Source organism: Lentilitoribacter sp. Alg239-R112 (assembly GCF_900537175.1).
GTDB lineage: Bacteria > Pseudomonadota > Alphaproteobacteria > Rhizobiales > Rhizobiaceae > Lentilitoribacter.
In genome coordinates this window covers 528859-554800 of record NZ_LS999833.1, presented here as the reverse complement: position 1 = coordinate 554800, position 25942 = coordinate 528859, and the positions used below count along the sequence as shown (strand labels likewise).

The following is a 25942-nucleotide window of genomic DNA, read 5'->3' as shown; positions in this document are numbered from 1 at the left end:
GATGACAAGTTTTCTTCTTAAGACAGACCCCACCATGCGAGTGCAGGTGGGGTTTTGACATAATTAACCATCAGTTGCTTAAAGTGCATTTCGAACTGCTTTATCAAAGGATAATTCTTCGACACTTTCCGCCTTGGTTTCGGAACTTTTGATAAACTCATCGCGTTTCTGAACTAAATCATACATCTCTTCTTCGATCTTAGCGCGTTCTTTGATGATGCCGTCAACGTAACTCTTCTGTTCTTCGATAGACATACTTTGCATCGGCACAGGCAGGTTCTCCTGCTCAACACTCTCAAGTTCAACATCGTTATTCCGAACCGCAGAAATGATGTCTCCACCTCCTGTGACGACTTCTTTTCTGCTTTTGCGTTTGGAGTAGAAGGCCGAATTATCCACCCGTTTGCTCACACTACCAGACGCCTTATCAAGAATTTTTTGTTCAAGTGCAGCCTGCGTTTCTTGAGCACCATACGGCACAACTGTTTTATCAAGTCGTTGCTGTAGATTTATAATTTCGTCATCAAATGGTGTTTGCACTTCGGATATCTGGCCCCCGTCTTGCGGAATGGGAATATAACTTCCTCCACCTCGCAGCGCGATGTCTTTCCAGATCGTTTTTGTTGCATTTGAATCTCCTGCTTGAATAGCATGAACCTCGATATCCTTTTGAACGGCTTGGTGAAGAATGGCCGGATATTTCGGGCCGTTTTGATAATCCATGTGTGGGGGCGCATCCCCGACTAAAAACACAATGCGACGTACATTGGCACCTTTGGTCCATTTAAGATCATCTACGGCTGTATCTAATGCCTCATTGACAGATTCGGGCGTGTCGCCCCCACCATCAGCTTGCAGGCCAATCAAATTGCCATACATGCCCTGAATATCAGAGCTCATTTCATAAGGTTTAATCACGTAATCATCGCCAACATCACGATAGGCAACCAGCGCCATTCGGATATCAGCATTTGGATTTATGTCTACAATGGTATTGGCTATGGACCAGATTTTTTGTTTGGCGCCTGCAATCAGGTCAGCCATTGATCCGGTGGTATCTAAAACAAACGCCACTTCCACAACATCGCTATTTGCAGCATATTTCTTATCAGAATTTGGTTTAATGTCTGCCGACGCAGAATGTATAATAAATGCCGTTGTAAAGACGGTTGTTGTTATTAATTTACTGATATGTTTTTTCAAAAGAGTTCTCCCCAAGAGCTATCCAATCAGGTGCGGTTGATCTGCACTGATTTGGTATTTGTCCATTCTAACGGTGACTAAAGTTTGGCTCTAAAAAGGCAGTTCTATGGTATTAATAAGGCGTATCTGGCACGATGATTATCTGATGAAAGGCACATCATATTTGCCACACAAGCAACCTAAGAATACTGATAATCGTTGGTTGGTTCGTTCAACTATCTCGGAAATGTGGGGTATGTGATTGTGTAGGGCACTGATTTGATCAGTCTTCAACGATAAGAAGTCGTTGAAATGGAGATATTAGACAGGATGCTGCCCGCATCTTAAAGCAATACGGGCAGTTGTTATGCAGTTATTATTAGGCAACTTCACTATATTGTTGTTTTGAAGAAGTTTGACCTGTAGCTAGCTGAAATTGTTTGGTTGTCTCGTTAAGTGCAAGCGCATCTTCAGCCATCTTGTGAGTAACAGCATTGGATTCTTCCACCATTGCAGCATTTTGCTGTGTCATTTTATCCATTGCATTAACGGCGCTGTTCACTTCTTGAATACCGGTCAATTGCTCTTCAGCGGCTGTTGCGATTGAAGATATCTGCCCATTAATGTTTGTTACATGAGTAGCAATGCCAACCAATGCTTCACCTGTGCGTTTTACCAAGTCCACACCATTTGATATCTCGCTTGTTGAGCGATCAATCAAGGCCTGAATTTCCTTAGCAGCCGTTGCAGAGCGTTGAGCCAGTTCACGAACTTCTTGAGCAACAACAGCAAAACCTTTGCCTGCTTCACCCGCCCGCGCAGCTTCAACACCAGCGTTGAGTGCAAGAAGATTGGTCTGGAACGCAATCTCGTCAATTACATTGATAATGTTGGATATCTCAGATGATACTTTTTCAATACCCTCCATCGCCGCGACAGCATCGCCTACAACTTCGCCTGAGCGATCGGTATCTACTTTTGCATTCTGTGCCATTTCCGCGGCTTCATTTGCGCGAGAAGATGCTTCTTTGACTGTAGATGTAATTTCATCCAAAGCAGCAGCTGTTTCTTCAAGAGAGGCTGCTTGCTGCTCTGTGCGACGCGAGAGGTCGTCAGCACTTGCTTTCATTTCATGGGAGTTTTGATCAATAGAGCCAGAACCTTCCACAATAGAGCTTAAGGTCGACTGTAATTTAGATACTGAATTATTGAAGTTGATCCGTAATTCATCCATACCATCAGGGAAGGGGGTATCAAGTGTAACTGTCAGATCGCCATGCGCCAGACGATCAAGGCCTGCTCCAAGTTGCTGCACTGTATTGGCAACTTCATGATCTTTCGCCTTTTTCTGTTCTTCCCGCTCATCGCGCTCTTGTTGAACCTGATGTTGCATTTGTTTTGATTCAGCTTCGGTTTCTTGCGCACTTAGTGCGTGTTGGCGCAAGTTTTCAATGGCGCGCGCAAGTGTTCCAAGTTCATTATTTTGCTCTTGCAGTGGAGGTTCATTTTCATAATCTCCATCGGACATCTTAGTTGCAACAGCTGTTAATTTTGGAATGCCGCCAAAGATATTGCGTGTTAATAGTACAAGTGATGCAATGGCAACAAGCACAATTCCAATGGAAAAGTACATGAGCTTGGACAGGATTTCGTTAGAAATCGCCTGAATTTTAGAGGATTGAACGCCTGCATATAAGATACCGTTTACAGATCCATCGCTGGCAAAAATTGGCTGATAGATCGTAAAGTAATCTGTACCAAGAATATTAGCTTCACCGCGGAATGTTTTCCCGCCGGTAAGGACGGGATAAACCGCGCCTTTTTGACCGAGCTGCGTACCTACCGCGCGATTTCCATCGGGCTTGATGATATTGGTTGTTTTTCGCCAGAAGTCTTCTGTCTTGGCATCCCAAGCAAACACCGTTGCGGTTTCTCCCGATATGCGTCCAACTGTGTCAATCATATCGTGATTTTCAAATTCGGTTGGAATAGTTTCCATAGTAATTTTATCTACATTCCCATTTTCGAGATATGAGATTCTTGTTTCGGGAAACTCTGATTGCAGCATCTGAGCTGCGATACGTAAACTCTGATCCTGACTATCGACTGCCTGTTTAGCTATTCTGTTCGACACGGTCTGGTTGGTAAGCGCCGCAACTGCTAACAGAGAAAAAAGCAATATTGCTACAGCGGAAAATGTAACTGTTTTGACAAGACTAAAACGAGAAAAAATCTTCATTATTATGTTCCCCAATATTCACCGATCATTTATCGTCGGATTTCGCATAATTGAATCGATGAGTATTAATGAAGTATTGCCCCCAAAGTGTAACAACTTGTAACTAATACCTTTGGTTTTCTTGTAAGTATTTAAACGTAAATAGTTCTTTGCCTTAAAATAAACTTCAATTTACCTCGAAATTTACAAATTTTGTAGATAATTCGGCCCAATTTAGAACTTAGTCATTCGCTCCACTAACTGACAAAGGAGGCGATATGTCTGATAGTGAAGGCCAAGAGACGGCCAAAAACTCTCAAAAACCCGCACAAACAGGAACCGATACGAAACATGTAAAACCGGGCACCATGTCCGGCCTTACGCAAACTCCAGGATGGAAATTTATTGTCACTGGAGTGATCACACTTTTACTTACAATTCCCGCTCTCTTAGTTTGGGGCTTGGTAGAGGAACGTGCGGATCGGGCCAATCAGGTGGCCAATTCAATTTCACAAGGTTGGGGGCAAGCACAGCGCATAAATGGGCCATATCTGGTGGTGCCGTACTTAGTCACAGAAAAGCATAAAGATAAATATATTGAGGTAAGACGTCATGCGATTTACTCGCCAGATCTTTTGGAAAATACCAGCGATCTGGTGGTTGAAGAGCGCAAAAAGGCGATTTATTCAACGCCACTTTATCATATGAAGTCTACATTGAGCGGAAAATTTGCTCCCATAGATACAAGCGTAATTATCAGCAGGAATGGTCGGCCTCGTTTAAACGAAGCCTTTCTAGCTGTCGAAGTTTCCGATCCAACTGGCTTTCGCTCGGAAGTAATGGCAAGTATAAACAACGATGATGCTGGTATATTTAAACCTGGTTTGAAAGGTGTAAATCCAACCAACCGGTCTGCTGTGGATTATGATATGTACAATCCCCAAGCGATAAATGCCAAATCTAGCGGCATACATCTACCCGTCGCAAAAGAGGCATTGCAGGATGAGATGCAATTTGAGATCAAGCTTGCCATCAATGGTTCGCGCGGTTTGCAAATCGTACCGAGTGGAAAAACCACAAAACTCGCAGTTCAATCCAATTGGCCGCATCCCGGATTTGACGGACAGTTCTTACCAGAAACACGAAATATAACGGAAGATGGCTTTGATGCGAATTGGACTATTCCTAATCTCGCGCGGGGTATGAGTGCCGTATCATTGAGCGACACGCTTTCAAGCACAAAATCGGTCATAAAAATTGGTTTTGTTAAACCATTGAAATTCTACCAACTGGTTTCGCGAACCTTGAAATATGCAATTGCATTCTTCTCACTTGTGTTTTTGTCCATATTTATCCTTGAGATTGCGGGCAAACAATCAGTCCACTGGATTCAATATATATTAACCGGCCTTGCGATGGTTGTTTTCTACATTCTGCTGTTGGCACTTGCAGAACATATTGGATTTGAATTTGCTTACCTAATTGCGGCAACGGCAACCACGGCGTTAGTATCTTGGTACGTTGGAACTACGCTGAAAAGCAAAAACGCGATGTGGCTCCTAACAGCAATCATTGGCATGACTTACGCGATTATGTATTTGATCCTCAAAGAAGACAAATACGCCCTGCTGATCGGGTCAATCATAGCATTCGCCGCAATTGCCGTGACCATGTATGCAACACGTAACATTGATTGGTCGAATGGTCGCTCGAAAGAAGCTAGGACCAATTAGGTTATTAACAAACGAAAGACCCTGTCTCGGGGTCTTTCAATTGGCATCACATTGAGTTCAATCTCATGAATCTGAATTTGAACGCACTGAGCTCTGACTAAATTCCTTAAAAAATGCCTTTGGAGTTAAGCCAAATGCTTTGAGAAAGGCTTCTTGCCAATCCATTCGAGCTAGTAACTTCCAATAGGTAAAGTAATTGCGAAGGCCCTCTTTTCGGTTCGCCAGCATCTGACCTGCGAGCGTAGCGTAGTTACCAAAATACAGTTCTGATATCGCCGAGTTAAACGTCAGTTTTGAAAGTGTCTTGCCGGAATAACGGTTTTTTTCTCCGCGAAAAATTGCTATATGCTGGGTCGCATCCAAATAAGGGAAAAGCGCATCTAATTCAAACGCAATGGCCGAACCCTCCACCAGCCACCGTGGCCCCATTCGCGCGACAAGGTTTTTATTATTGACTATGGCCAGTGATGTATAGCCTGCCATTTGGCGCTGTATCTCGTGTGAAATCTCATGCGTAATTAGTCTGCGCAAACCTAAATAAGGTTGTTTCCAGTTAAAATCAGCTCCAACGCAAAGTACTATTATGCTCGGGGTATTTAATCCACTTAGATCCTGCCCGCGGCATTGATCTCGTATAATGCGGCGAGCGGTGGAAAGCCGCATTGGATAGCGACTATTGGCAGCCAATTGTTCAGCAAGTTCAGTTTCATTTGATGAAGCAATGACCTTGATGGTACCTGCGAGGTGAATGTTATGTCTATCGAAATATCTGTAGGCAAATGTAACAGCGTTTTGTATTTCAATCTGCTGGTCGTCACTCAAAAAATTTGAGAGTAAAAATTCAAATTTGGGCGTAGTCTTGTTTGGCCAGAAGCGAGTTTGCTCATCGTCAATCAAACCAATTTCTCGGCACCACACAATAGCGTTGTCGCGCGTTAAGGCGCGAAGATCTTTTAATTCCGGATATTCTTTAACAAGTGCGCGGGATGCGTCTCGCGTTTTAGGTCCCATAAGACCATCAACAAGACCTGTTTTGATGCTCAGATATTGGGCTTGGTTTTGTACGCACACAAGACCTGGATCGGGGGTGGCTTCAGCCAGGTTAATTGTCAGGCCAAAGCTGCTCGCAAGCGCTAAGAAACCCAGAATTGGTATTCTAACACCGCACAAAAACAATAAGCACTCCATCAATAACAGCTGCACAATGTTGAATAGGGAGGGAGAGAGAGTCAACTCATCAACGAGGCAAAGATGTTGAACTTTATGTGATAAAAAAAAGCCCCACCAGGAAAATAAGTTCTTAAAGTGGGGCTTAGGTGCTGAATTGACTTTGGATTATTTGAGTTTATTGGTTGGCAACAACCTCAACACCAATGGTTGCCGGAATAGTACGAGGATCAGCCATTGCCGCACCCATTATTTGGCCAAATGGAACCGGCGCCGGCGGTGTAGCCTTGATCTCGATATTTTGAGGGTTGTCCAAAAATGCAGAAGCTGCCGCTGTGATTTGTTGTTGCAGCTCAGGCATACCAAGACGGGCAAGGCCAAATGGTAAAAGTGCTTTTGCAGCCTCTGCCATTTGTTCTTGTGACATGCCTTGTTTTGATCCAGCATATTTAAGTGCTTTTTCAGTAATAGATGCATCGTCAAAGCGAATGGATAGTGCATTAAGCGTGAGCTGTTGCAGAAGGGCTAAACTCGCCATACCTGCTGCCTGTTGAGCTTTCGGATCAGATTGATCAGCCATTTCTTTTTGAACATCTTGCAGCTGTTTGATGAACTCAAGCGTATAGCCACTTATATCAAGAGCGATGTTGATCCGTCCCGCATCATTAAGCGTGAGCGCATATTCAGGCATGTTAAAACGACCGGTTTTAGCATCCCAGTCACCTTTGATCTGTATATCTCCGCGCAATGTTTCATAGCCCATATCAGCTATTGCTTGTTTCGCTTTAGGGTCTTCCACCGCTGAAAGGTCGATGACGATGCCATTTGCTGAACCGTCAAACTTCATGGCTTGTAAATCATCGGTCATATCAACATGCGCATCTGAACTAGCCATCTTGAAAACATCAACACCCTTATGTGTGAATGTTGCCTGACCAGTCGTTGCGCGTTCATATATAAGGTATGGAGAAGCTTCTGCATCAGCCGCTGGCAAACGAAGTCCTTCGATTTCAAAATCAACGAGTGTGAATTTGATATCTTTTTCTTGATGATTGATATCATCTACTACTGTTTTTTCAACGCGAATGCTTCCATCATCTAGTTCTGTAACGCCATTAAACTGCAATGACCCAATTGGGAATGTTTCTGCAGCAGAGGTCATTTTCACGTTTTCCAACAAAATATTATCACCATCGGCCTTTATCGAACTATATTCGATACCAGCACCGCTCGTGGCGAATACAGCCTTTAGGTTTTCGCTAAACTTATCTGCATCCAATGCGAATGAACTGTAAGTTAAGCTCAGTAAAACTGAACTGGATAAAAATGCGTGTTTAGCTAAGTTAAGCGTCATGGAAACTCCCGAAATAGACCAGCCGAAACTGGTGATAATTTATATTGCTTGCAATCTAATAACGAAACATGACAATCGCAAGGCAAGATTGTGAGTGAGATTAAATAGTGATGCAGTTGGTTGTCAAATTGAGAAATCATCCGATATTTTTTTAATGAATTATGCTGAAAACCCCTTGAAAGCCTATCTAAATTGCGTTTTCACCACTTGTTTCGAATCAAGGCTTAAGTTAGTCGGTAGGCATGGTAAAAGAGCTTACACCGCCCGCTGGCGGCCCGGATGATATTCAGTCAGTAGATTTAAAGGCAGCGCTTGAAGAGAGATATCTTGCTTATGCGTTATCCACCATTATGCACCGTGCCTTGCCCGATGTGCGTGATGGAATGAAACCAGTGCACCGTCGCATTGTTCATGCGATGAATGACATGGGTTTGAAATCAACATCTTCTCACAAAAAATGCGCTAAAGTTGTTGGCGATGTGATGGGTAATTTTCACCCACATGGTGACCAGTCTATTTATGATGCACTTGTGCGCCTTGCGCAGGATTTTGCCGTGCGCTATCCGCTTGTCGATGGTCAGGGAAACTTCGGTAATGTTGATGGGGATAACCCCGCAGCGATGCGTTATACCGAATCTAAGATGACAACTATTGCTGAGTTGCTTCTGGAAGGGATCGACCAAGATGCCGTTGACTTTAGAGCGACGTATGATGAAGAAAATGAAGAGCCTGTTGTACTTCCAGGCGCATTTCCAAATCTGCTTGCCAATGGTGCTGCAGGTATCGCGGTGGGTATGGCCACAAACATCCCGCCACATAACGCACATGAGCTATGTGATGCAGCTTTACATCTTATCAAGCACCGCAATGCAAGCATTGAAAAACTGGTTGAGTTTGTTCAAGGCCCCGATCTGCCCACCGGTGGCGTAATTATCGAAGATAAGCAGACAATTATTGATGCTTATAAAACAGGTCGCGGCGGCTTCCGCGTTCGGGCACGTTGGGAAAAGGAAGAAACAACGCGTGGCGGTTATCAAATCGTCATTACACAAATACCGTATCAGGTACAAAAGTCACGGCTGATTGAAAAAATTGCCGAACTACTGATGGCCAAAAGACTTCCGCTTCTTGATGATATCCAAGATGAATCTGCCGAAGATGTGCGTATTGTTCTAACACCAAAAAATAGATCAGTTGACCCGGCGTTGCTTATGGCATCGATGTTCAAACTTACTGAGCTTGAAAATCGTGTATCGCTGAACATGAATGTGCTTAGCCAGGGCAAAGTACCAAAAGTTATGTCTCTGCGCGAAGTGCTCGTCGAATGGCTCGATCATCGCCGTGACGTCCTGCAACGTAGATCACGGCATCGTTTGGCAGCGATCATTCGCCGGCTGGAGATACTGGGCGGCCTTATGGTTGCTTATCTCAATATCGATGAAGTGATTAAAATTATCCGCGAGGAAGATCATCCCAAGGCTGTGATGATGGAGCGGTTCTCGATAACTGATCTGCAAGCAGAATCCATTCTCAATATGCGTTTGCGTTCATTGCGTAAATTGGAAGAGTTCGAAATCCGTAAGGAGATCGAGGGTTTAGAAGCAGAAAAGTCTGAAATCGAAGCCTTACTAGCCTCCGAAGAACAGCAATGGCAAACCGTTGCTTGGGAGATCAAGAAAGTTCGTAAGGATTACGGTAAAGATACCGAGCTTGGCGCAAGGCGTACCCTGTTTGAAAAAGCAGTAGAGGTTGATGATAGCGCGATCTATGAGGCGATGATTGAAAAAGAACCAATAACGGTTGTTCTCTCACAAAAAGGTTGGATGCGAGCGCTTAAGGGCCATATGAACGACTATAAGAGCCTGTCATTTAAAGATGGTGACGAGCTAAAAGTTGCTTTCAGTGCCCATACGACAGACAAGATTCTCGTTTTCACGACAGGCGGTAAGGCCTACACATTGGGTGCAGATAAATTGCCCGGCGGTCGTGGCCACGGTGAGCCACTGCGGATTATGGTCGATATGGATAATGACCAAGATGTGCTGACGGCCTTCGTGCACAAGCCTGATCGTAAATTGATGCTGGCAAGTACTGTTGGTAATGGATTTATTGCAAAAGAAGCAGACCTTATTGCCAATACGCGTAAGGGTAAGCAGGTCATGAATGTAAAAATGCCGGACGAAGCTCATATTTGTGTCGAAGTCCGCGGCGATTATGTGGCTGTGGTGGGTAAGAACCGCAAGATGCTTGTTTTCCCACTCGTTCAATTACCAGAAATGGCACGTGGTAAAGGTGTTCGTCTGCAGCGTTATAAAGATGGCGGCATTTCTGATCTTCGTTGCTTCTCCATGGAAGAGGGGCTGTCATGGGAAGATAGCGCAGGCCGGTCCTATACTCGCTCAAAAGAAGAGCTTACCGAATGGTTGGGCGACAGAGCGCAAGCAGGCCGCATGGTGCCGAAGGGCTTTCCACGAACTGGCAAGTTTTCCGGGTGAACCAGCTTCATTCTGATTGCAAAATCCAAAATGATTGATGGTCAGTTGGACGAGGACGATAAAAACTTCTGATTTCAGTGTCGTCAATGGTCGACCTTGTCTTGCATCACAAGATTGCATAAGTTGCGGCAATTGGAGTTTGTCGCAATATCGCGCCTAAAAATAATAAGAAAGTTTCTATATGTCCCGAGTTTCAGCGTTTAAGAAAATCACTGCCATAACAGCTCTCGCAGCACTTCTTTCGTCCTCAGCGCTCGCGTCAGATGATACTGCGCAAAAAATAGCTGCTGATGCGATGGAAGCGCTCAAAGAAAAACAATTTGAGCAAAGCATGGAGCTTTACGACAAAGCTTTGGCTGAGAGCGAGATTTCTGATGTTGTGAGAGGGCAAGTTTTATCTGCAAAAGCAAATGCGCTTTTGGAACTTGGCTGGGCATCTCGTCAGGAAAAGCCGCTCAATGATGCGATCGCAACCTTTAATATGGCGCTTAAACTGCTAACAAAAGAAAATGCATCTTTAGATTGGGCGCGGGCGCACGCGAAGCTTGGCGATGTTTATCGTTCGCTTGGTTACGGGATGTATAATAAGAATGAGCAAAAAACAGGTGCTCAACTTTATGCAAAGTCCATATCAGCATTTCAGCGTGCTTTGACCGTATTAAATAAAGAAGAGAATCTTGAGGAATGGGCTGTTGCTCAACGTGCATTAGGCCAAGCGTTGACCAATTCAGACACATTTTTAGAAGTTTCGGGAAAGCAGACCAATGCATCCAGCCTGAGTAAAGCCATAGCTGCATTCACGGCTGCAACTGAATATTACACCAAGGAATCTGCACCATCTGACTGGGCGGGTTTGCAGTTTCAGCTTGGCGATATTTATACAACTCTACATCAACGACAGGGTGGTGTTTGGCTGCCCAAAGCAGTCGATGCTCATAAGCGCGTTCTGGAGGTCTTGACGGAAGACATCAATCCGAGCGTCTGGGCGCAAGTTCATTACTTCATTGGTAATGGTTTGGCAGAACTAGGCGCGAAGAATAAAGATAAACAAATGCTGACTGAATCAATTGCCGCCAGTCGCATTGCACTTGAATCTGATTACTTTAAGCAGATATTTCCAGAATTTTACGAACGCAATTCGAACAATATTCAAGTTGCTGAAAAGCTGATCAAAAAATACGAAGCTGAAAACTAGGCAATTTCTATTCTATCATATTTGAGGCGGTTTTCAGTTTGAATGACGCCTTTCTTATCACAAAAAGTTCAAGTCATCCTCAATTGTGTATGTTGCCTGTTGCCCCTACCATCATGCTTTTAGTTTGAAAGGTATCTGCTGTGGTCAATCGCAAAACTCGAATTGAAAATGCACTTTGGGGCCTGTTTATAGCTGATAGTCTGGCAATGCCCGCTCATTGGTATTATTCGCGTGAAAATATTGCTCGCGATTTCAATGGTGGTGTGAAGACTTATGAAGCGCCACTGCACCCGCACCCAGAAGCCTTTATGGTCGGTATGTCTTATTTGCCAGATATCGAAAAAGCCAACATGCTTGGCCGTCCCTATGATATTTTACATGAACATAGTCGCTTTTATAAAACATCTTGGGCTGAACTTGAGATTAAGCGCACTGAGCGCGAAGGCGAACATGGCAATGCCGTGGCGGCGGAAGATGAGCGATATCATTATCATCATGGTTTAGGGCAGGGCGATAATACACTCAATGCTCACCTAGCCCGTGTATTGCTGCGTTCTATCAATAAACGTGGTGGTTATGAGGCTGGTGCATTTTTGGATGAATTTATCGAGCATATGACAACGCCGGGTGTCAACAAAGACCCTTACGCGGAGGTATTCTTAAGGCGATGGTTTGAGAATTATTGTGCTGGTGACCCAGTTCATGCTTGTGCTCAGATGCAACGAGACAATTGGTCGATTGGCTCACACGGGGGAATGATCCGTCCCATGATCTTGTCGCTACTCTCGCAAAATGCCTATCAGGGCATTGGCATGGCGCTTGAGCATCAGGTGCTTACACATAGATCGGAAACAATTGCATCAGGTTTGGCGGTGTGTGTGCCACTGTTATTTGAACTGGTGAACGGGGTAGATGCGAAGCTCGCTTTTCAGGCATCAGCGAGACAGGTACATATGGCAGCTATCCAAGGGGAGGATTTATTTGCTCAATACCGTGATCACAAAGGACCAGGCAATATTCCCGATGATAAAATGTGGGCCTATCACATGGACCTTGCTGGTGAACCAATGAACCTTTCTAAGCTGGTGAAAATGGGTGAACAAAACGTACTTCGCAAGGAAATTGGCACTGTATGTTATATCGAACAAGGCTTGCCGATGATGTTCTTCATCGCTGAGCACGAGGATTATAATTTTGAGAGGGCAGTGCTGTTAAATGTCAATGCGGGTGGCGATAATGTTAATCGTGGCATGCCGTTAGGCCTTATGATGGGCGCCGCAAGTGAGAAAGTGCCAGATCGTTTAAAACGTGGCTTATCTGATTACGAGACGCTGAGTAGTGAGATATCAAATTTCGCCGAGATCGCAGTTTCAGGTCAAGGCGTAACAACAGGTTTTGAGGCTCCATCCCGGCGTGCGAAGACGTAATATTAGTGTTCTCAGTCTTCTATATATTTTGCCCAGCCGTTCGCACCTAAATGTTCTTGGGGCTGAAAGCGGGTTTTGTAAGCCATTTTGGGTGAGCTATCGACCCAGTAGCCGAGATAGACATGCGGCAGGCCTGCCTCTACGGTGCGTTTGATATGATCGAGAACCATATAGGTGCCTAAAGAGCGGTAATCGATATCTGGTTCAAAAAATGAATAAACCATTGAGAGCCCATCGCCCATCTGGTCTGATAAAGCTGCGGCAATCAATTTGCCTTGCGGGTGTTCTGTTACACCGTCACCTTCCTGGCGAATGCGATATTCAATAACGCGCGTATTTACGTGAGTATCTTCAACCATCATTGCATAATCAAGCACCGACATATCCGACATGCCACCATCATAATGCCTGTCATCGAGATAAGCTCTAAAGAGAGAGTATTGTTCGCTTGATGGTTCGGCTTGGTGGTCAACAGAAATAATATCTGCATTTTTTGCCATGACTCGTTTGAATGATTTGGTCCATTTAAACTCATCGGCGAGTATGCGGACGGACACGCAGGATTTGCAGCCTTCACAGGCAGGGCGATAGGCAATGTTTTGCGATCGCCTGAAACCACCCTGGGTTAGAATATCATTTAATTCCGGGGCTTTGTCGCCTGCAAGGTGGGTAAAAATCTTGCGTTCTTCCAGACCATCCAAATAGGGGCATGGTGTGGGTGCGGTTAAAAAGAACTGCGGCGACTCAATCTTCTGTTTCGTCATTAGGCTTTAGTGTCTGGCTTCTTTATTAAAACCAGATTAGAGCCTTGTTCGCCGCCATGCAACAGCAAGTTATTTATGAGTAGAAATTGTGATGTCTATGTCATAGTCATTATCAAGATCATTGCGCAAAACCACTGTGCCGAGCAATAAATCCTGTACGAGACGCTTGCGATCAGTAAACAGGCTTACCAACAATATCGCACCACTTGTTACAACATTTGCCACCCAGAATATGACACCGTGGATAACAGCTGTCATAAAATCAACACGCCCACCGTCAATTCGTGCAATACGCAGGCCAGCCATTTTCATGCCTGGCGTTGCCTGATCACGGCCACCCATTGTCGAGCCCACATAAACCAGCGCAATCACAGGTGTGATGACGGCAAATAGAAGCCAACCCAAGCTAAGTGTAATGATGCCAAGAAAGAATACAACGATTGCAACAGGGATGTGCAGCAGCGCAATGGCAATATAATCAACGACAAAAGCCATGATACGGCGCGTGCGAACATTATCATAATAAGCAGGATCATTTAGCCGTTCATCAATAATGTGCGTATATTTATCACCTGTATTGTGAAATTCGTTTTCTGCACTCATATGTTCATAACTTGCCATAATTAGCCCCATTCTATCGATCTCTAATATTTAGATGGGGAGGTTTATCTTGATTTCAAGACCTTTCATCAGGTTCAAAACTTAAAATATCCGATGGTTGGCAATCAAGCGCTTCGCATATTTTCTCAAGCGTTTCAAAACGGATACCTTTAACTTTGCCCGATTTCAAAAGTGAAATATTTTGTTCTGTAATACCGATAATTTCCGCCAACGTCTTGGAACGCATCTTCCGTTTTGCGAGCATAACGTCCAGAGTTACGATAATAGCCATAGCTCACACAAATGCCTGATTTTCATCTGAAATGATAGCGGCTTGATGTAGAATTTTTGCCAGAGTAATTAGCAACAAACCTAATATGATCGCATATACTTCATTCTCAGATATCCCAAAAGCCAAGTGCTTATCACCAGGGCCATTGTAGAGGGTTAGAGCTAATATAGTAAAAGTTTTAACCAGAACACCAACTGGTGCCAACGCCACCAGCGCCCAGCCCATCCTGTTAAGCCGAGCTGCTGCATCATGAGTGAAGACACGTTTAGATTTATATTGGTGGAAGAGACGCCGTGCTTGATCGAAAAAAAAGACGCCAATAAGCATCGGTATTATTCCAAAAATAAATGCTGAAATCCGACTAAAATAATTAATCGTAATATTCATTGTATCAGTTGCATATTCATCTCTAATTGCTGCATCAAACAGTGCGATATCCACAATCATAAGTATCAGATAATAGGTCATAGCGCCCACAGTGATGAATATACCAACCCCCGAAAACACCTCTGCATAGACTGAAATATTTTTGATACGATCATAAGCTTGGGATGTTCTGTTTTGTTCAGGCATTTTTTATTTTCTTCATAATAATGTTGAATAATTATTGTTTTACGATAATTAATACATGAGATACTTAAAAGTCAAGAACGGAAATTTAGTGATTATGATCCTGCCAAACAAAAACCTTGCCTCATTTGTAACCGCTGACGTCGCGTCTGTAATCCTTGCCTGTTGTGTAGCTGTTAAAATTAGATTTATAAATCGTGTTTCTGGAAAGGATCCCAAGATGTATCGTCATGTTATCAATTTCACTAGGCTTGGCATTGTAGGACTTATTTTGGCATTCTTAGTTGCTTGCGGGCATACGCCGGTCTCGAGCATGGTAAAGCTGAGAAATTTTGACCCAACGACAACTGATGTTGAAAAGTTAAGTATCGCGGTGGCTGTTCCCAATCAGTTTAAGGTCAGCGACAACGGGGTGACGATGCTGCTGGAAATCAGAAAGAAGGATGGTTCGCAAGGCAAGCGAGAGACGTTTGCTCTCACAAACTCTTTGCAGTCTGACGACCAGCAAAAGTTACGAAGGTTATCGGTGCCAGAAGGTCGAAAAATTCTTGCTTATCGCATTCACCCGCAAGATGTGGAGAGATTTAATGCGATAAGGCGATTTTCAATTGAAAAAAAGAAGACAAAACAATGGGATGGGTCATTCGGCGTCGGTACGCAGGTTTGTAGGATAAATGATGTATTGCCAGAGTCTATTTTAATTACCACTTATATTAAAAGCAGCGAAACAAAGGAGTATGTGCCGTTCATCGTGGACCTAGATTTAGCCAAGCAAACTGATGTTGGTCGTGTCGAAACATGGGCACCTTTGTGCGATACCAAGACTTAAAGCAGGATAAGTTGGCTGGGTTTGATCGCAGCACTACTTGGTTGTGTTCAAAATCTCAGCAGCCCTTGGCGCAAAATATGTCAAAATGCCATCGCAGCCAGCTCGTTTAAATGCCATGAGGCTTTCCATCATTGCGCGTTCTTCATCAAGCCAGCCATTTTGAGCTGCCGCCTTAATCATCGCATATTCGCCAGAAACTTGGTATGCAAAGGTCGGTAGGCCAAACTCTTCTTTCACGCGCAAACACATGTCCAGATACGGCAGGCCGGGTTTGACCATCATCATATCTGCACCTTCCTGCACATCCAGCGCAGCATCGCGAATAGCTTCATTCGGGTTGGCGGGATTGAGGAAATAGCTGTTTTTATCTCCCTTAAGAAAGTTACTGGTGCCGATGGCTTCGCGATAGGGGCCATAGAAGCCAGATACAAATTTTGCGGCATAAGACATAATGGCGACAGATTGATATCCCGCACCATCAAGTGCCTGACGGATGATGCCAATACGCCCATCCATCATCTCAGATGGTGCAATAATGTCAGACCCTGCTTGCGCTTGTAGTATGGCCGCCTTTGCCAAAACCTCAACCGTTTTATCATTCACGATTTCGCCATCTTCAAAAATGCCGTCATGCCCGTCCGAGGTAAACGGATCGAGCGCAACGTCAGTTATAATGCCTATTTCTGGAACGGCAGCTTTAATGGCTCTTGTTGTTTGGTTGATCAAATTATCCGGGTTGAGAATTTCAGATCCCGTTTTATCGCGTTTGGTATAATCAATATTTGGAAATGTTGCGATGGCAGGGATGCCTAAGTTGCGCGCAAGTTTTGCAGCTTCCACTGCGCGGTCAACGGACATGCGTTCAACGCCTGGCATTGCCTCGATGTTTTCAGTTTTATTCTCACCTTCAATAACGAATATTGGCCAGATCAGGTCAGCAGCAGAAAGATGCGTTTCTTGTACCATTGATCGCATCCACTCAGACCCGCGATAACGGCGCATACGTCGGTTGCCAGTGACAAGATCAATTTTCTTTGTGATATCTGACATAATATTACTCTCTATATATGCACCAAGTTTTGTCTGTTTTGGCCATTAATTATCTAAAAGGTCAAGACCGCCATTTGACTATTGAGTATAATTGCTGATCTGCTCTTGCCATAATTCTGCTTTTATCGGCATAAGTATATAGGGGCGAGGGAGCTTTAAATGCCAACATTGGATGATCTTGATGTCAATTTATCAGGCTTAAAGTCTGATGCAGATGCAGTGCCAGAAAATCTGGACCGTTTGTATCAGGTGTTTTTAGTCGTCGTTACGTTGATATGCATCTTGGGAGCAGTCAATTATTGGGCACAGCTTATGGGAATATCATATGGTGGCGCTCTAAGGTTTGATATTGCACCGCTACATTGGAAAATAGTTCAAGTTATTCTTGCGTTGCTTTTGCCGCTCACGGCGCTTGGGATTTGGTTTCGTAATTCATTTGGCCTGTGGGGTTGGGTTCTCGTTACTGCTATTCAGTTCATCGTGCATGGTCTTCTGAAAGATAGTTATGGTGAAAACGAAATGCATCTTGCTGTCAGCGCTGGCATCGTAGTTCTGTTTCTTATCTTCCGGTTTGCCTTCTATCGCCGGGAGAAAGAACGGTTGGAGGAAGGCAAGGAGTAAGAATTGATTCACCTTAGTTTTCAGTAAGATTCCATTAAGCCTGTAAATTAAGTAAAATTTTCGACGTATTCGATAGATTTGCCTCAAGACGGAAAAACAAAAAAATAGCCGTCAACTAGAAAAACATTGAGGCAAACAAAATGACACAACAAACACCACTATTGGTTCGTGATAACCCAAGCTTAGATCCAAGCGAACAAAAAACAGGACTACGTGTACAATATCTTGAGACTCTTCAATTGGTAGAGCGTCTTCATCGCCGTCTTTTAGACGTTGTAAAAGATGAATTTGATCGCTCAGGCCGTTCGGATATCAATGCAGTTCAAGCTCTGTTGCTTTTTAATATCGGTAATTCAGAACTAACTGCAGGCGAGCTACGCAGTCGCGGTTACTACCTTGGTTCAAATGTATCGTACAACTTGAAGAAGCTTGTCGATCTCGGCTTTATCAATCACTCTAAATCACGCGTTGATCGTCGTTCGGTCCGCATTTCCTTGACTGAAGAAGGCACAGAAATAGCTGGTATCGTTGAGGGATTATATAATCGTCATATTGAATCAATCGAACAGGTTGGTGGCATTACTGAAGATGATTTTGGCGTAATGAACAAAATGATGCAGCGCCTAGACCGATTCTGGAATGACCAAATCATGTATCGCCTATAATTCGATATTTGAACGACCTCCGGTCATAACCGCTCCTAAAGTCATGTTTGAGGCATGGTTTGAGGGGCGGTTTTTCATATTATGTTCACACTTTTAGCGATAATTTCACCTATTCACGATTCGTAACAAAAACGCCTTGATGCGGCCATATTGTTATGAATTTTTGAATAAAGTGCGGGCAGGGCTAATACGTCGCCAAATCTTGATCACGCGAGTTTGATGACCATGGTCTTGTACTTAAAGAATAAAGCGATAAATATGGTCCTATTAATCCGTATTTTTGATTTTTTTTGGATGAGACATCTTGGTGAGTGATATGAAGAAGCAAACAAAATATACCAAAATTGCCAGACGCAGCTTTCTAACAGGTGCGGTGACAACGGGTCTTTTGGCTGGTGTTGCTAATTCCGCTTTGGCTCAAACGTCCATTGAATCGATAATTAAAGACCCAAGTCGTGGTAAATGGGATGATGCGTTTGATGCAAAATCATTACGTGGCGCAAGCAATGCTGTTGCAACTAAGCCAATTATGAGCGAGCAAACGGTCGTTAACTTGGAAAACGCGTTGCTTCAATATCAAGATATTGTTGCCAATGGCGGCTGGCCGGTTGTTCCGGCAAATAAGCGTTTAAAACTCGGAACGGTTGACCCTGATGTGCGTATTTTACGTCAACGCTTGATCGCATCCGGCGATTTGCCAGCCTCTGCTGGTGTTTCTAATAGTTTTGATACCTATGTCGAGGGTGCAGTGCGTGGTTTCCAAGCTCGTCACGGTTTGCCCGCTGATGGAGTTTTAGGCAAATTCAGTTATGCGGCCCTTAATGTATCCGCTCAAGTTCGCCTCACACAGCTAGAAACAAACATTGTCCGTCTAAAATCAATGTCCGGTGATTTGGGCGCTCGTTATGTGATGGTCAATATTCCTGCCGCACAAATTGAAGCAGTTGATAATGGTCAAGTTGCGCTTCGGCATACCGCAATTGTCGGTAAAATCTCTCGCCAAACGCCAATTTTGAATTCAAGAATTCATGAAGTCATCCTAAATCCTTATTGGACTGCGCCGCGTTCGATTATCAAAAAAGATATTGTGCCGTTGATGCGTAAGGATCCGACTTACCTAACACGAAATGCAATTCGTTTGTTTGACAAGAAGGGTGACGAAGTTCCACCAGAATCAATTGACTGGCATGCCGAAGAGGCGCCAGACTTAATGTTCCGCCAAGACCCTGGCAAAATTAATGCGATGTCTTCAACTAAAATCAATTTCCACAATCCGCACGCTGTATATATGCACGATACGCCGCAGCGTTCAGTCTTTGGCAAATTGCTACGTTTCGAATCATCTGGCTGTGTTCGCGTACAAAATGTACGTGAACTATCTGCATGGCTGTTAAGAGATACTGAAGGCTGGTCCCGCGCCAACATTGAAGCGGGTATTATGTCTGGCGAAAGTATGCCTATTCAACTTGAGGAACCCGTTCCGGTTTACTTCACATATTTCACAGCTTGGTCATCTTCCGATGGTGTTGTTCAGTTCCGTGATGATGTTTACCAACGTGACGGTGTTGATTTGCTGGCGTCTCGCGAGCTTTAAGCAACCGCAATCAGATAGAGCCAATTGCCATATTTCATATGGCGAGGCTTTCATGCGACATTTTACAATCTGATAAGTGACCTTTTGCTCCATCGGAATATTGCGCTTCGTCTCATTTGACGTTAAACAGCCGTCAAATCCTGTCATTCCACGCATATTGAGCAAAGGTAACCTTCCCATGACGAATGCGTTTTTCACGAAATCTTTAGCAGATCAAGATCCTGAAATTTTCAAGTCCATCGAGCAGGAGCTTGGTCGTCAGAGCCATGAGATTGAACTCATCGCATCTGAAAATATCGTTTCAAAAGCCGTGCTGGAAGCGCAAGGCTCTGTGATGACAAACAAATATGCCGAAGGTTATCCTGGCAAACGTTATTATGGTGGTTGTCAGTTTGTTGATATCGCTGAAAATCTAGCAATCGATCGCGCAAAACAGCTTTTCGGATGTGAATTTGCCAATGTGCAGCCAAATTCTGGTTCACAAGCAAATCAAGCGGTAATGCTGGCGCTCGCAAAGCCTGGTGATACACTTCTTGGCATGAGCCTTGATGCCGGTGGACACCTAACACATGGTGCAAAGCCAAACATGTCCGGTAAATGGTTCAATGCCGTTCAATATGGTGTTGTCGCGGAAACTGGACTTCTTGATTATGATCAAATGGAGGCTCTAGCGCTTGAACATAAGCCGACAATCATCGTTGCTGGTGGTTCTGCTTATTCTCGTACGATTGATTTCGCGAAATTCCGTGAGGTCGCTGATAAAGTTGGCGCAATTCTTTGGGTTGATATGGCCCATTTTGCAGGCTTGGTTGCTGCTGGCCTTCATCCGAGCCCGTTCCCCCACGCCCATGTTGCAACAACGACAACGCATAAAACACTGCGCGGCCCTCGCGGTGGCATGGTAGTCACAAATGACGAAGCAATTGCTAAGAAAATCAATTCTGCTGTGTTCCCCGGCCTTCAAGGCGGTCCGTTGATGCATGTGATTGCAGGTAAAGCAGTTGCATTTGGTGAAGCCTTGAGTGATAATTTTAAAACCTACATGGGCAACGTTAAAGAGAACGCAAATGTTCTTGCTCAAACATTGGTTGATGGTGGTCTGGAAATTATTTCTAGCGGTACTGATACCCACCTTATGCTGGTGGATCTACAGCCAAAAGGCGTTACTGGTAAGGCAACAGAAGCCGCACTTGGTCGCGCATTTATTACATGTAATAAAAACGGTGTGCCGAATGATCCTCAATCTCCATTTGTGACATCTGGCATTCGTTTGGGTACACCAGCTGCAACAACACGCGGATTTGGAGCGGCTGAATTCCGTGAAGTAGGTCAATTGATTCTTGAAGTGGTCAATGGCTTGAGTGCTGTTGGTGCAGATGGTGACAATTCCGCTACCGAGCAAGCGGTGAAGGAAAAAGTCATCGCATTAACGTCTAAATTCCCAATCTACGAAAATACTGGGGCTTAATTTATGCGTTGTCCCTATTGTTCTTCGCATGATAGTCAGGTGAAGGATTCACGTCCCGCAGAAGATGGTGCGGCTATCCGTCGTCGCCGTATTTGCCCTGATTGCGGTGGTCGTTTTACCACATTCGAACGTGTCCAGCTTAGGGATTTACAGGTTTTGAAAAAAACGGGGCGCAAAGTCCCGTTTGATCGTGAAAAATTGCAAAAATCCTTTGATATTGCATTGCGTAAACGGCCTGTTGATCGTGATCGTATTGATCGAGCCGTTTCTGGTATTGTGCGCCGTCTTGAAAGTTCTGGCGAAACAGAGATTGAGACTGACAATATTGGTCTTTTGGTGCTTGAAGCACTCAAAGCCTTAGATGATGTTGGCTTTGTTCGCTATGCATCCGTTTATCAGGACTTCTCAGGTGCAGAAGATTTCGAAAAAATTATCGCGCAATTGAGCGCGCGCATCGCTGGTGATGCGGTTGATGAAGATTGATCCGCCAACAGATCGATTAGAAATTGCGGGCGATATAAGCTCGCAAGCCCAAGCCCGCCTTGATGAACGATTTATGGCCGCAGCCATTCGTCTTGCGCGTAAACACGAAGGGCTAACTGCAGAAAATCCATCTGTTGCTGCTCTTATTATTCGTTTTGAGAATAGTATTCCCATTATTGTTGGCCAAGGTGTAACTGAAATTGGCGGCAGGCCACATGCCGAGGTCATTGCACTTGGCAAAGCTGGTCATCTTGCAAAGGGTGCTTGCGCATATGTAACACTTGAACCGTGCTCGCATTTTGGCAAAACACCACCTTGTGTAAACGCACTTATTTCAGCTGGTATCACACGCGTCGTTGTTGCCGCAAATGACCCTGATACGCGTGTATCAGGCAAGGGGTTTGAGACCTTGCGGTCCGCTGGTATTGATGTTGTTACAGGTGTTTTGGCTAAAGATGCTGAATATGGTTTGGCTGGTTTCCTTAGAAGAACCACCAAAAAACGACCATTTATCACACTGAAATTGGCCATGAGTGCAGATGGTATTATGGGTGCTCATTCCGGCGAGCAGGTCAAAATTACGAACAATATATCAAATGCTCAAGTCCATATTCTACGTGCTATCAATGATGCAATTCTGGTTGGTTCCGGCACGATCATCAACGATGATCCGAGTTTAACATGTCGCCTTAATGGGCTGACGGATAGATCTCCCAAGCGTGTTATTCTCGATAGGCGCCTGCAAATTTCTGCCAAGTCTCACCTGATACAAACAGCAGATAAAACCTCCACTATTATTGCGACAAAGTCAAAAAACGAGGTCCTACAACCACTGCAAAACCAAGGTGTTTCTATTCTTGATTTGGTGAATATTCGTGAAGATCAACAATTGTACTACATGGTAGGAGAACTCGCAGATAGAGGCATCTCAACATTGTTGGTTGAAGGGGGAGCACAGATTGCAAAATCATTTTTAGATGCTCGACTTGTTGATCGTTTGGTGATTTTTCAATCTAACAAAAATCTTGTCGGTATAAATGATGCAGTTAAAGCACCCATTTCACCGCAGAATATCGATGATTTCGTTCTTAAAAATCAGCTGACTTTTGGTTCGGATATCATGTATGAGTATGAACCCCAGAATAGGGTCAAGAATAGAGCCAAAGGATAAGCAAACATGTTTACAGGTATCATCACGGATATTGGCGAAATTTCAGATATAAAAGAATTGAATTCTGGTCTGGAGCTGACGATCAAAACAGGCTTCGATCCTGAAACCATCGACATTGGTGCATCAATTGCATGTGCGGGAACGTGTCTGACCGTGACAGAGCTTCCCGAAGCTGGTTCAAATGAAAGATGGTTTAAAGTTGAGGCTTGGGAAGAGGCGCTTCGCCTCACGACAATAGGCGCATGGACAACAGGTGAGAGCATCAATCTTGAACGCGCATTAAAAATGGGTGATGAACTTGGCGGGCATATGGTATCTGGCCATGTGGATGCGCGCGCTGAAATTATCGAGATTAGTGATGAGGGTGATGCAAAACGTTTCACACTTAAAGCGCCAGATGAGCTTGCGCTCTTCATTTCTCCAAAAGGCTCGGTCACGCTGGATGGCACATCATTGACGGTGAATGAAGTCGATGGTTCAATCTTTGATGTTCTCATCATTCGTCATACACAGGACGTAACCACGTGGGGCACGCGAATTGTAGGCGATCTTGTGAATATCGAAATTGATCAGCTTGCACGACATGTTGCAAGATTGGTCGAGCATATGACGAATAGAGATTGATCTTATTGCGATTGCTAAGATTTTACTTGCCACGTGAACAGAAGCATGGTTTGAGCTGTTCTCAATTCAAAACACATCGCTAAACGCGACAAATGGAGTTTTCGTCTCGATGACTGATGCACCACACTTGCTGATTGTTGAAGCAAGATTTTATGATGATATGGCCGACGCGCTGCTAGAAGGCGCAACTGATGCGCTCAAAGATGCAGGCGCAACATATGAAGTGATCACAGTTGACGGAGCGCTCGAAATTCCAGCAGCCATCGCGATGGCACTCGATGGCATGGATGATGATGGAACCCATTTTGATGGGTTTATAGCCCTTGGCATGGTTATTCGCGGGGAGACATACCATTTTGAGATTGTTTGCAATGAATCCGCTCGTGGATTGACGCAATTATCAGTCGCTGAATCTTTGGCATTGGGTAATGGCATCATGACGGTAGAAAATGCTGAGCAAGCGTGGCGCCGTGTGAAGAAAAGCGAGTTGGATAAGGGCGGTTTTGCTGCCCGTGCCGCGCTTAAAATGATTAAATTGAAAGAGAAGTTTTCTGCATGAATGACGAAGCTAAAACACCGAAGTCAGAAAACGATGTAAAGCCTGCCAATAAACGCGGTGCGGCACGACTGGCTGCTGTACAGGCGCTTTACCAGTTGGATTTATCAGGCGATGCCGTGAGTGAAGTTGTCGCAGATTTTAAAGCTAATCGTCTGGGCACCGAGATTGATGGTGATCAATATCGCGATGCTGATGGTGATTGGTTTCAGCGCATCGTTGCCGGTGTTGTTGAACAACAACGCGAACTTGACCCTGCAATTCATGCTGTGTTGACAGACGACTGGCCCCTATCACGTATTGACACTACGTTGCGCGCTATCCTGCGGGCAGGCGCATTTGAACTCGTTGATCGAAAAGATGTGCCAACAGCGGTTATTATCAACGAATATGTAGATGTTGCATCTGCGTTTTTTGAAGATGATGATGAGCCAAAATTGGTTAATGCTGTGCTTGACAGATTGGGTCGGCGCTGGCGTAAATAAAGCGCGGCGACATATGACCACATACACTCTGGCCTGGAATTGGGATTAGTATCTCTTTGGCCTGGTTTTGTTGCTCAAAGCTGCAATAGGCGCCCAATGCAGAAAAGAGAAAATGATGACTGGCAACACCCAAACAGATGCCGCCGATGCTCTATCATTAGCAAAATATAATACGCTGATATTGAGTGCCACAATTGCCTTTACCGGTGCGCTTGCGCCTGTAGCAGTAGCAACTGGTGGATTGGCTGGACATTATTTGCTCGATGAAGATAAATCCTGGGCAACATTACCGGTCATGGGGTTTAATGTTGGTGCGGCGCTGGGGGCATTTTTAGCAGCCTTTATCATGAAGCGCGTTGGTCGCAGAACAGGCTTTATAACTGGTGCCGTTATCGGGATGGTTGGTGCAATATCCGCGACAATGGCAATTTTGAATGGCAGTTTTATTTTCCTAACAGTCGGGTTGGTGCTAATTGGAATTGGAATGGCATATTCTAATCAATATCGCTTTGCCGCAGCTGATGGGTCACCTCCAGCATTTAAGCCTCAGGCGATTGCGTGGGTTGCAATGGGGGGTATATTTGCTGCCGTCATTGGGCCACAAGTGGCCATTCAGGGGCGAACATTTTTTGACCCTATTCCGTTTGCGGGCAGTTTTGCAGGCATTATACCTGTTCTTCTGATCGGGATATTCATTCTCACATTTTTACGTATTCCAAATGATAATCCGGTTGCCAGCACTGTTGCTGGCGAGCAAGCGCGACCACTTAAAGAGATTATCACACAGCCCAAATTCATGGTTGCGCTTTTTTCAGGCGTTGTCTCATTTGCGATGATGACATTTATGATGACAGGCGCACCTATTGCCATGATGTTCTGTGGTTTTTCACCGGATGATTCAACGCTCGGAATTCAATGGCACGTATTAGCAATGTACGGGCCAAGTTTCTTTACCGGAAAATTTATCTCCCGTTTTGGTGCTGAACGTGTCACAGCGTTTGGCCTACTGATTATGATTGTTGGTGCGGCTGTCGGATTTGTCGGAATTGAACTCTGGAATTTTTGGATAGCGCTCATTCTATTGGGCGTGGGGTGGAACTTTGGTTTCATTGGTGCAACATCTATGGTGACTGGGTGTTATAGACATTCAGAGAAGAACAAAGTTCAGGGTTTCCATGATGGAGTACTTTTTACACTTGTCGCCATGGCCTCACTAGCTTCCGGTCAGGTGCTCAATATTTGGGGTTGGCATGTATTGACCGGTATTCTGTGGCCTGTTTGTGGATTGGCAATTTTGTTGCTCTACATTCAGTCCTCAAGAGAACGTCGTATGGCTGCAAGTGCTGCATGATTCTCAAATTAGTTATATGACTCCCTTATATTTTGATCGTTTTGCCCA

At 44.5% G+C, this 25942-nt stretch carries 24 protein-coding genes; 15 read left to right on the top strand and 9 right to left on the bottom strand.

From position 1 onward, the window contains the following. Positions 1-78: 78 nt before the first annotated feature. Both G3W54_RS03215 and G3W54_RS03210 read right to left on the bottom strand, forming a co-directional pair. Positions 79-1203: a vWA domain-containing protein gene (locus G3W54_RS03215; protein WP_162651698.1), complete on the bottom strand. Its 1125-nt coding sequence runs from the start codon at positions 1201-1203 to the stop codon at positions 79-81. Between the two features lie 358 nt (positions 1204-1561). Continuing rightward, positions 1562-3421 carry a methyl-accepting chemotaxis protein gene (locus G3W54_RS03210; RefSeq protein WP_162651697.1) on the bottom strand — a complete coding sequence of 620 codons (1860 nt, stop codon included), beginning with the start codon at positions 3419-3421 and terminating at the stop codon, positions 1562-1564. 257 nt (positions 3422-3678) lie between these two features. Between G3W54_RS03210 and creD the strand changes: the two genes are divergently transcribed. Further along, positions 3679-5133, top strand: coding sequence for a cell envelope integrity protein CreD (creD, locus tag G3W54_RS03205; protein WP_162651696.1), 1455 nt, complete (start codon positions 3679-3681; stop codon positions 5131-5133). A 63-nt stretch (positions 5134-5196) separates the two neighbouring features. Here the strand turns inward: creD and G3W54_RS03200 are convergent, their stop codons facing one another. Beyond that, entirely contained in the window at positions 5197-6309 is a 1113-nt protein-coding gene (locus G3W54_RS03200) for a hypothetical protein (RefSeq protein WP_162651695.1), read from the bottom strand. A gap of 169 nt (positions 6310-6478) precedes the next feature. Continuing rightward, complete coding sequence (locus G3W54_RS03195) at positions 6479-7654, bottom strand: hypothetical protein (RefSeq protein ID WP_162651694.1); 1176 nt, start codon at positions 7652-7654, stop codon at positions 6479-6481. A gap of 242 nt (positions 7655-7896) precedes the next feature. Between G3W54_RS03195 and parC the strand changes: the two genes are divergently transcribed. The 3 genes from parC (at position 7897) to G3W54_RS03180 (ending at position 12771) form a co-directional block, all read left to right on the top strand. Continuing rightward, positions 7897-10149, top strand: a complete 2253-nt coding sequence (gene parC, locus G3W54_RS03190) for a DNA topoisomerase IV subunit A (RefSeq protein ID WP_162651693.1) — start codon at positions 7897-7899, stop codon at positions 10147-10149. A 181-nt stretch (positions 10150-10330) separates the two neighbouring features. After that, on the top strand, positions 10331-11344 hold the full coding sequence (locus tag G3W54_RS03185) for a hypothetical protein (RefSeq protein WP_162651692.1): 1014 nt from the start codon (positions 10331-10333) through the stop codon (positions 11342-11344). A gap of 140 nt (positions 11345-11484) precedes the next feature. Beyond that, positions 11485-12771, top strand: a complete 1287-nt coding sequence (locus G3W54_RS03180; protein WP_197742782.1) for an ADP-ribosylglycohydrolase family protein — start codon at positions 11485-11487, stop codon at positions 12769-12771. Between the two features lie 11 nt (positions 12772-12782). Here G3W54_RS03180 and G3W54_RS03175 read toward each other — a convergent pair whose 3' ends face one another. From G3W54_RS03175 to G3W54_RS03160, 4 genes are all read right to left on the bottom strand, one after another. Then, positions 12783-13535, bottom strand: coding sequence for an arginyltransferase (locus tag G3W54_RS03175; protein ID WP_162651691.1), 753 nt, complete (start codon positions 13533-13535; stop codon positions 12783-12785). A 69-nt stretch (positions 13536-13604) separates the two neighbouring features. Beyond that, positions 13605-14138 carry an RDD family protein gene (locus tag G3W54_RS03170; RefSeq protein ID WP_162653532.1) on the bottom strand — a complete coding sequence of 178 codons (534 nt, stop codon included), beginning with the start codon at positions 14136-14138 and terminating at the stop codon, positions 13605-13607. A gap of 73 nt (positions 14139-14211) precedes the next feature. Continuing rightward, complete coding sequence (locus G3W54_RS03165; protein ID WP_162651690.1) at positions 14212-14427, bottom strand: helix-turn-helix transcriptional regulator; 216 nt, start codon at positions 14425-14427, stop codon at positions 14212-14214. Positions 14428-14430: 3 nt separating this feature from the next. After that, positions 14431-15000 (bottom strand): DUF2975 domain-containing protein, encoded by a 570-nt coding sequence (locus G3W54_RS03160; protein WP_162651689.1) that lies wholly within the window; start codon positions 14998-15000, stop codon positions 14431-14433. A 217-nt stretch (positions 15001-15217) separates the two neighbouring features. Here G3W54_RS03160 and G3W54_RS03155 point away from each other — a divergent pair, with 217 nt between their 5' ends. Further along, positions 15218-15826 carry a hypothetical protein gene (locus tag G3W54_RS03155; protein ID WP_162651688.1) on the top strand — a complete coding sequence of 203 codons (609 nt, stop codon included), beginning with the start codon at positions 15218-15220 and terminating at the stop codon, positions 15824-15826. A gap of 33 nt (positions 15827-15859) precedes the next feature. Here the strand turns inward: G3W54_RS03155 and hemB are convergent, their stop codons facing one another. Next, positions 15860-16876 carry a porphobilinogen synthase gene (gene hemB / locus G3W54_RS03150; protein WP_162651687.1) on the bottom strand — a complete coding sequence of 339 codons (1017 nt, stop codon included), beginning with the start codon at positions 16874-16876 and terminating at the stop codon, positions 15860-15862. Between the two features lie 159 nt (positions 16877-17035). On the opposite strand from hemB, the gene G3W54_RS03145 reads away from it, so the two are divergent. From G3W54_RS03145 to G3W54_RS03100, 10 genes are all read left to right on the top strand, one after another. Continuing rightward, positions 17036-17497: a DUF6163 family protein gene (locus G3W54_RS03145; RefSeq protein ID WP_162651686.1), complete on the top strand. Its 462-nt coding sequence runs from the start codon at positions 17036-17038 to the stop codon at positions 17495-17497. A 140-nt stretch (positions 17498-17637) separates the two neighbouring features. Then, positions 17638-18162: a winged helix DNA-binding protein gene (locus G3W54_RS03140; RefSeq protein WP_162651685.1), complete on the top strand. Its 525-nt coding sequence runs from the start codon at positions 17638-17640 to the stop codon at positions 18160-18162. A gap of 316 nt (positions 18163-18478) precedes the next feature. Then, entirely contained in the window at positions 18479-19756 is a 1278-nt protein-coding gene (locus tag G3W54_RS03135; protein ID WP_162651684.1) for a L,D-transpeptidase family protein, read from the top strand. Positions 19757-19934: 178 nt separating this feature from the next. Beyond that, on the top strand, positions 19935-21224 hold the full coding sequence (glyA, locus tag G3W54_RS03130; RefSeq protein WP_162651683.1) for a serine hydroxymethyltransferase: 1290 nt from the start codon (positions 19935-19937) through the stop codon (positions 21222-21224). Positions 21225-21227: 3 nt separating this feature from the next. Further along, complete coding sequence (gene nrdR / locus G3W54_RS03125) at positions 21228-21707, top strand: transcriptional regulator NrdR (RefSeq protein ID WP_162651682.1); 480 nt, start codon at positions 21228-21230, stop codon at positions 21705-21707. Then, positions 21697-22878 carry a bifunctional diaminohydroxyphosphoribosylaminopyrimidine deaminase/5-amino-6-(5-phosphoribosylamino)uracil reductase RibD gene (ribD, locus tag G3W54_RS03120; protein ID WP_162651681.1) on the top strand — a complete coding sequence of 394 codons (1182 nt, stop codon included), beginning with the start codon at positions 21697-21699 and terminating at the stop codon, positions 22876-22878. Before nrdR ends, ribD begins: the two co-directional genes overlap by 11 nt. Before the next feature lie 6 nt (positions 22879-22884). After that, complete coding sequence (locus G3W54_RS03115; RefSeq protein ID WP_162651680.1) at positions 22885-23502, top strand: riboflavin synthase; 618 nt, start codon at positions 22885-22887, stop codon at positions 23500-23502. A 109-nt stretch (positions 23503-23611) separates the two neighbouring features. Further along, positions 23612-24061 carry a 6,7-dimethyl-8-ribityllumazine synthase gene (gene ribH, locus G3W54_RS03110; RefSeq protein ID WP_162651679.1) on the top strand — a complete coding sequence of 150 codons (450 nt, stop codon included), beginning with the start codon at positions 23612-23614 and terminating at the stop codon, positions 24059-24061. Further along, positions 24058-24543 (top strand): transcription antitermination factor NusB, encoded by a 486-nt coding sequence (nusB, locus tag G3W54_RS03105; RefSeq protein WP_162651678.1) that lies wholly within the window; start codon positions 24058-24060, stop codon positions 24541-24543. The genes ribH and nusB overlap by 4 nt, the downstream gene beginning before the upstream one ends. A gap of 112 nt (positions 24544-24655) precedes the next feature. Beyond that, complete coding sequence (locus tag G3W54_RS03100) at positions 24656-25894, top strand: MFS transporter (RefSeq protein WP_343162557.1); 1239 nt, start codon at positions 24656-24658, stop codon at positions 25892-25894. The last annotated feature ends 48 nt before the right edge of the window (positions 25895-25942 follow it).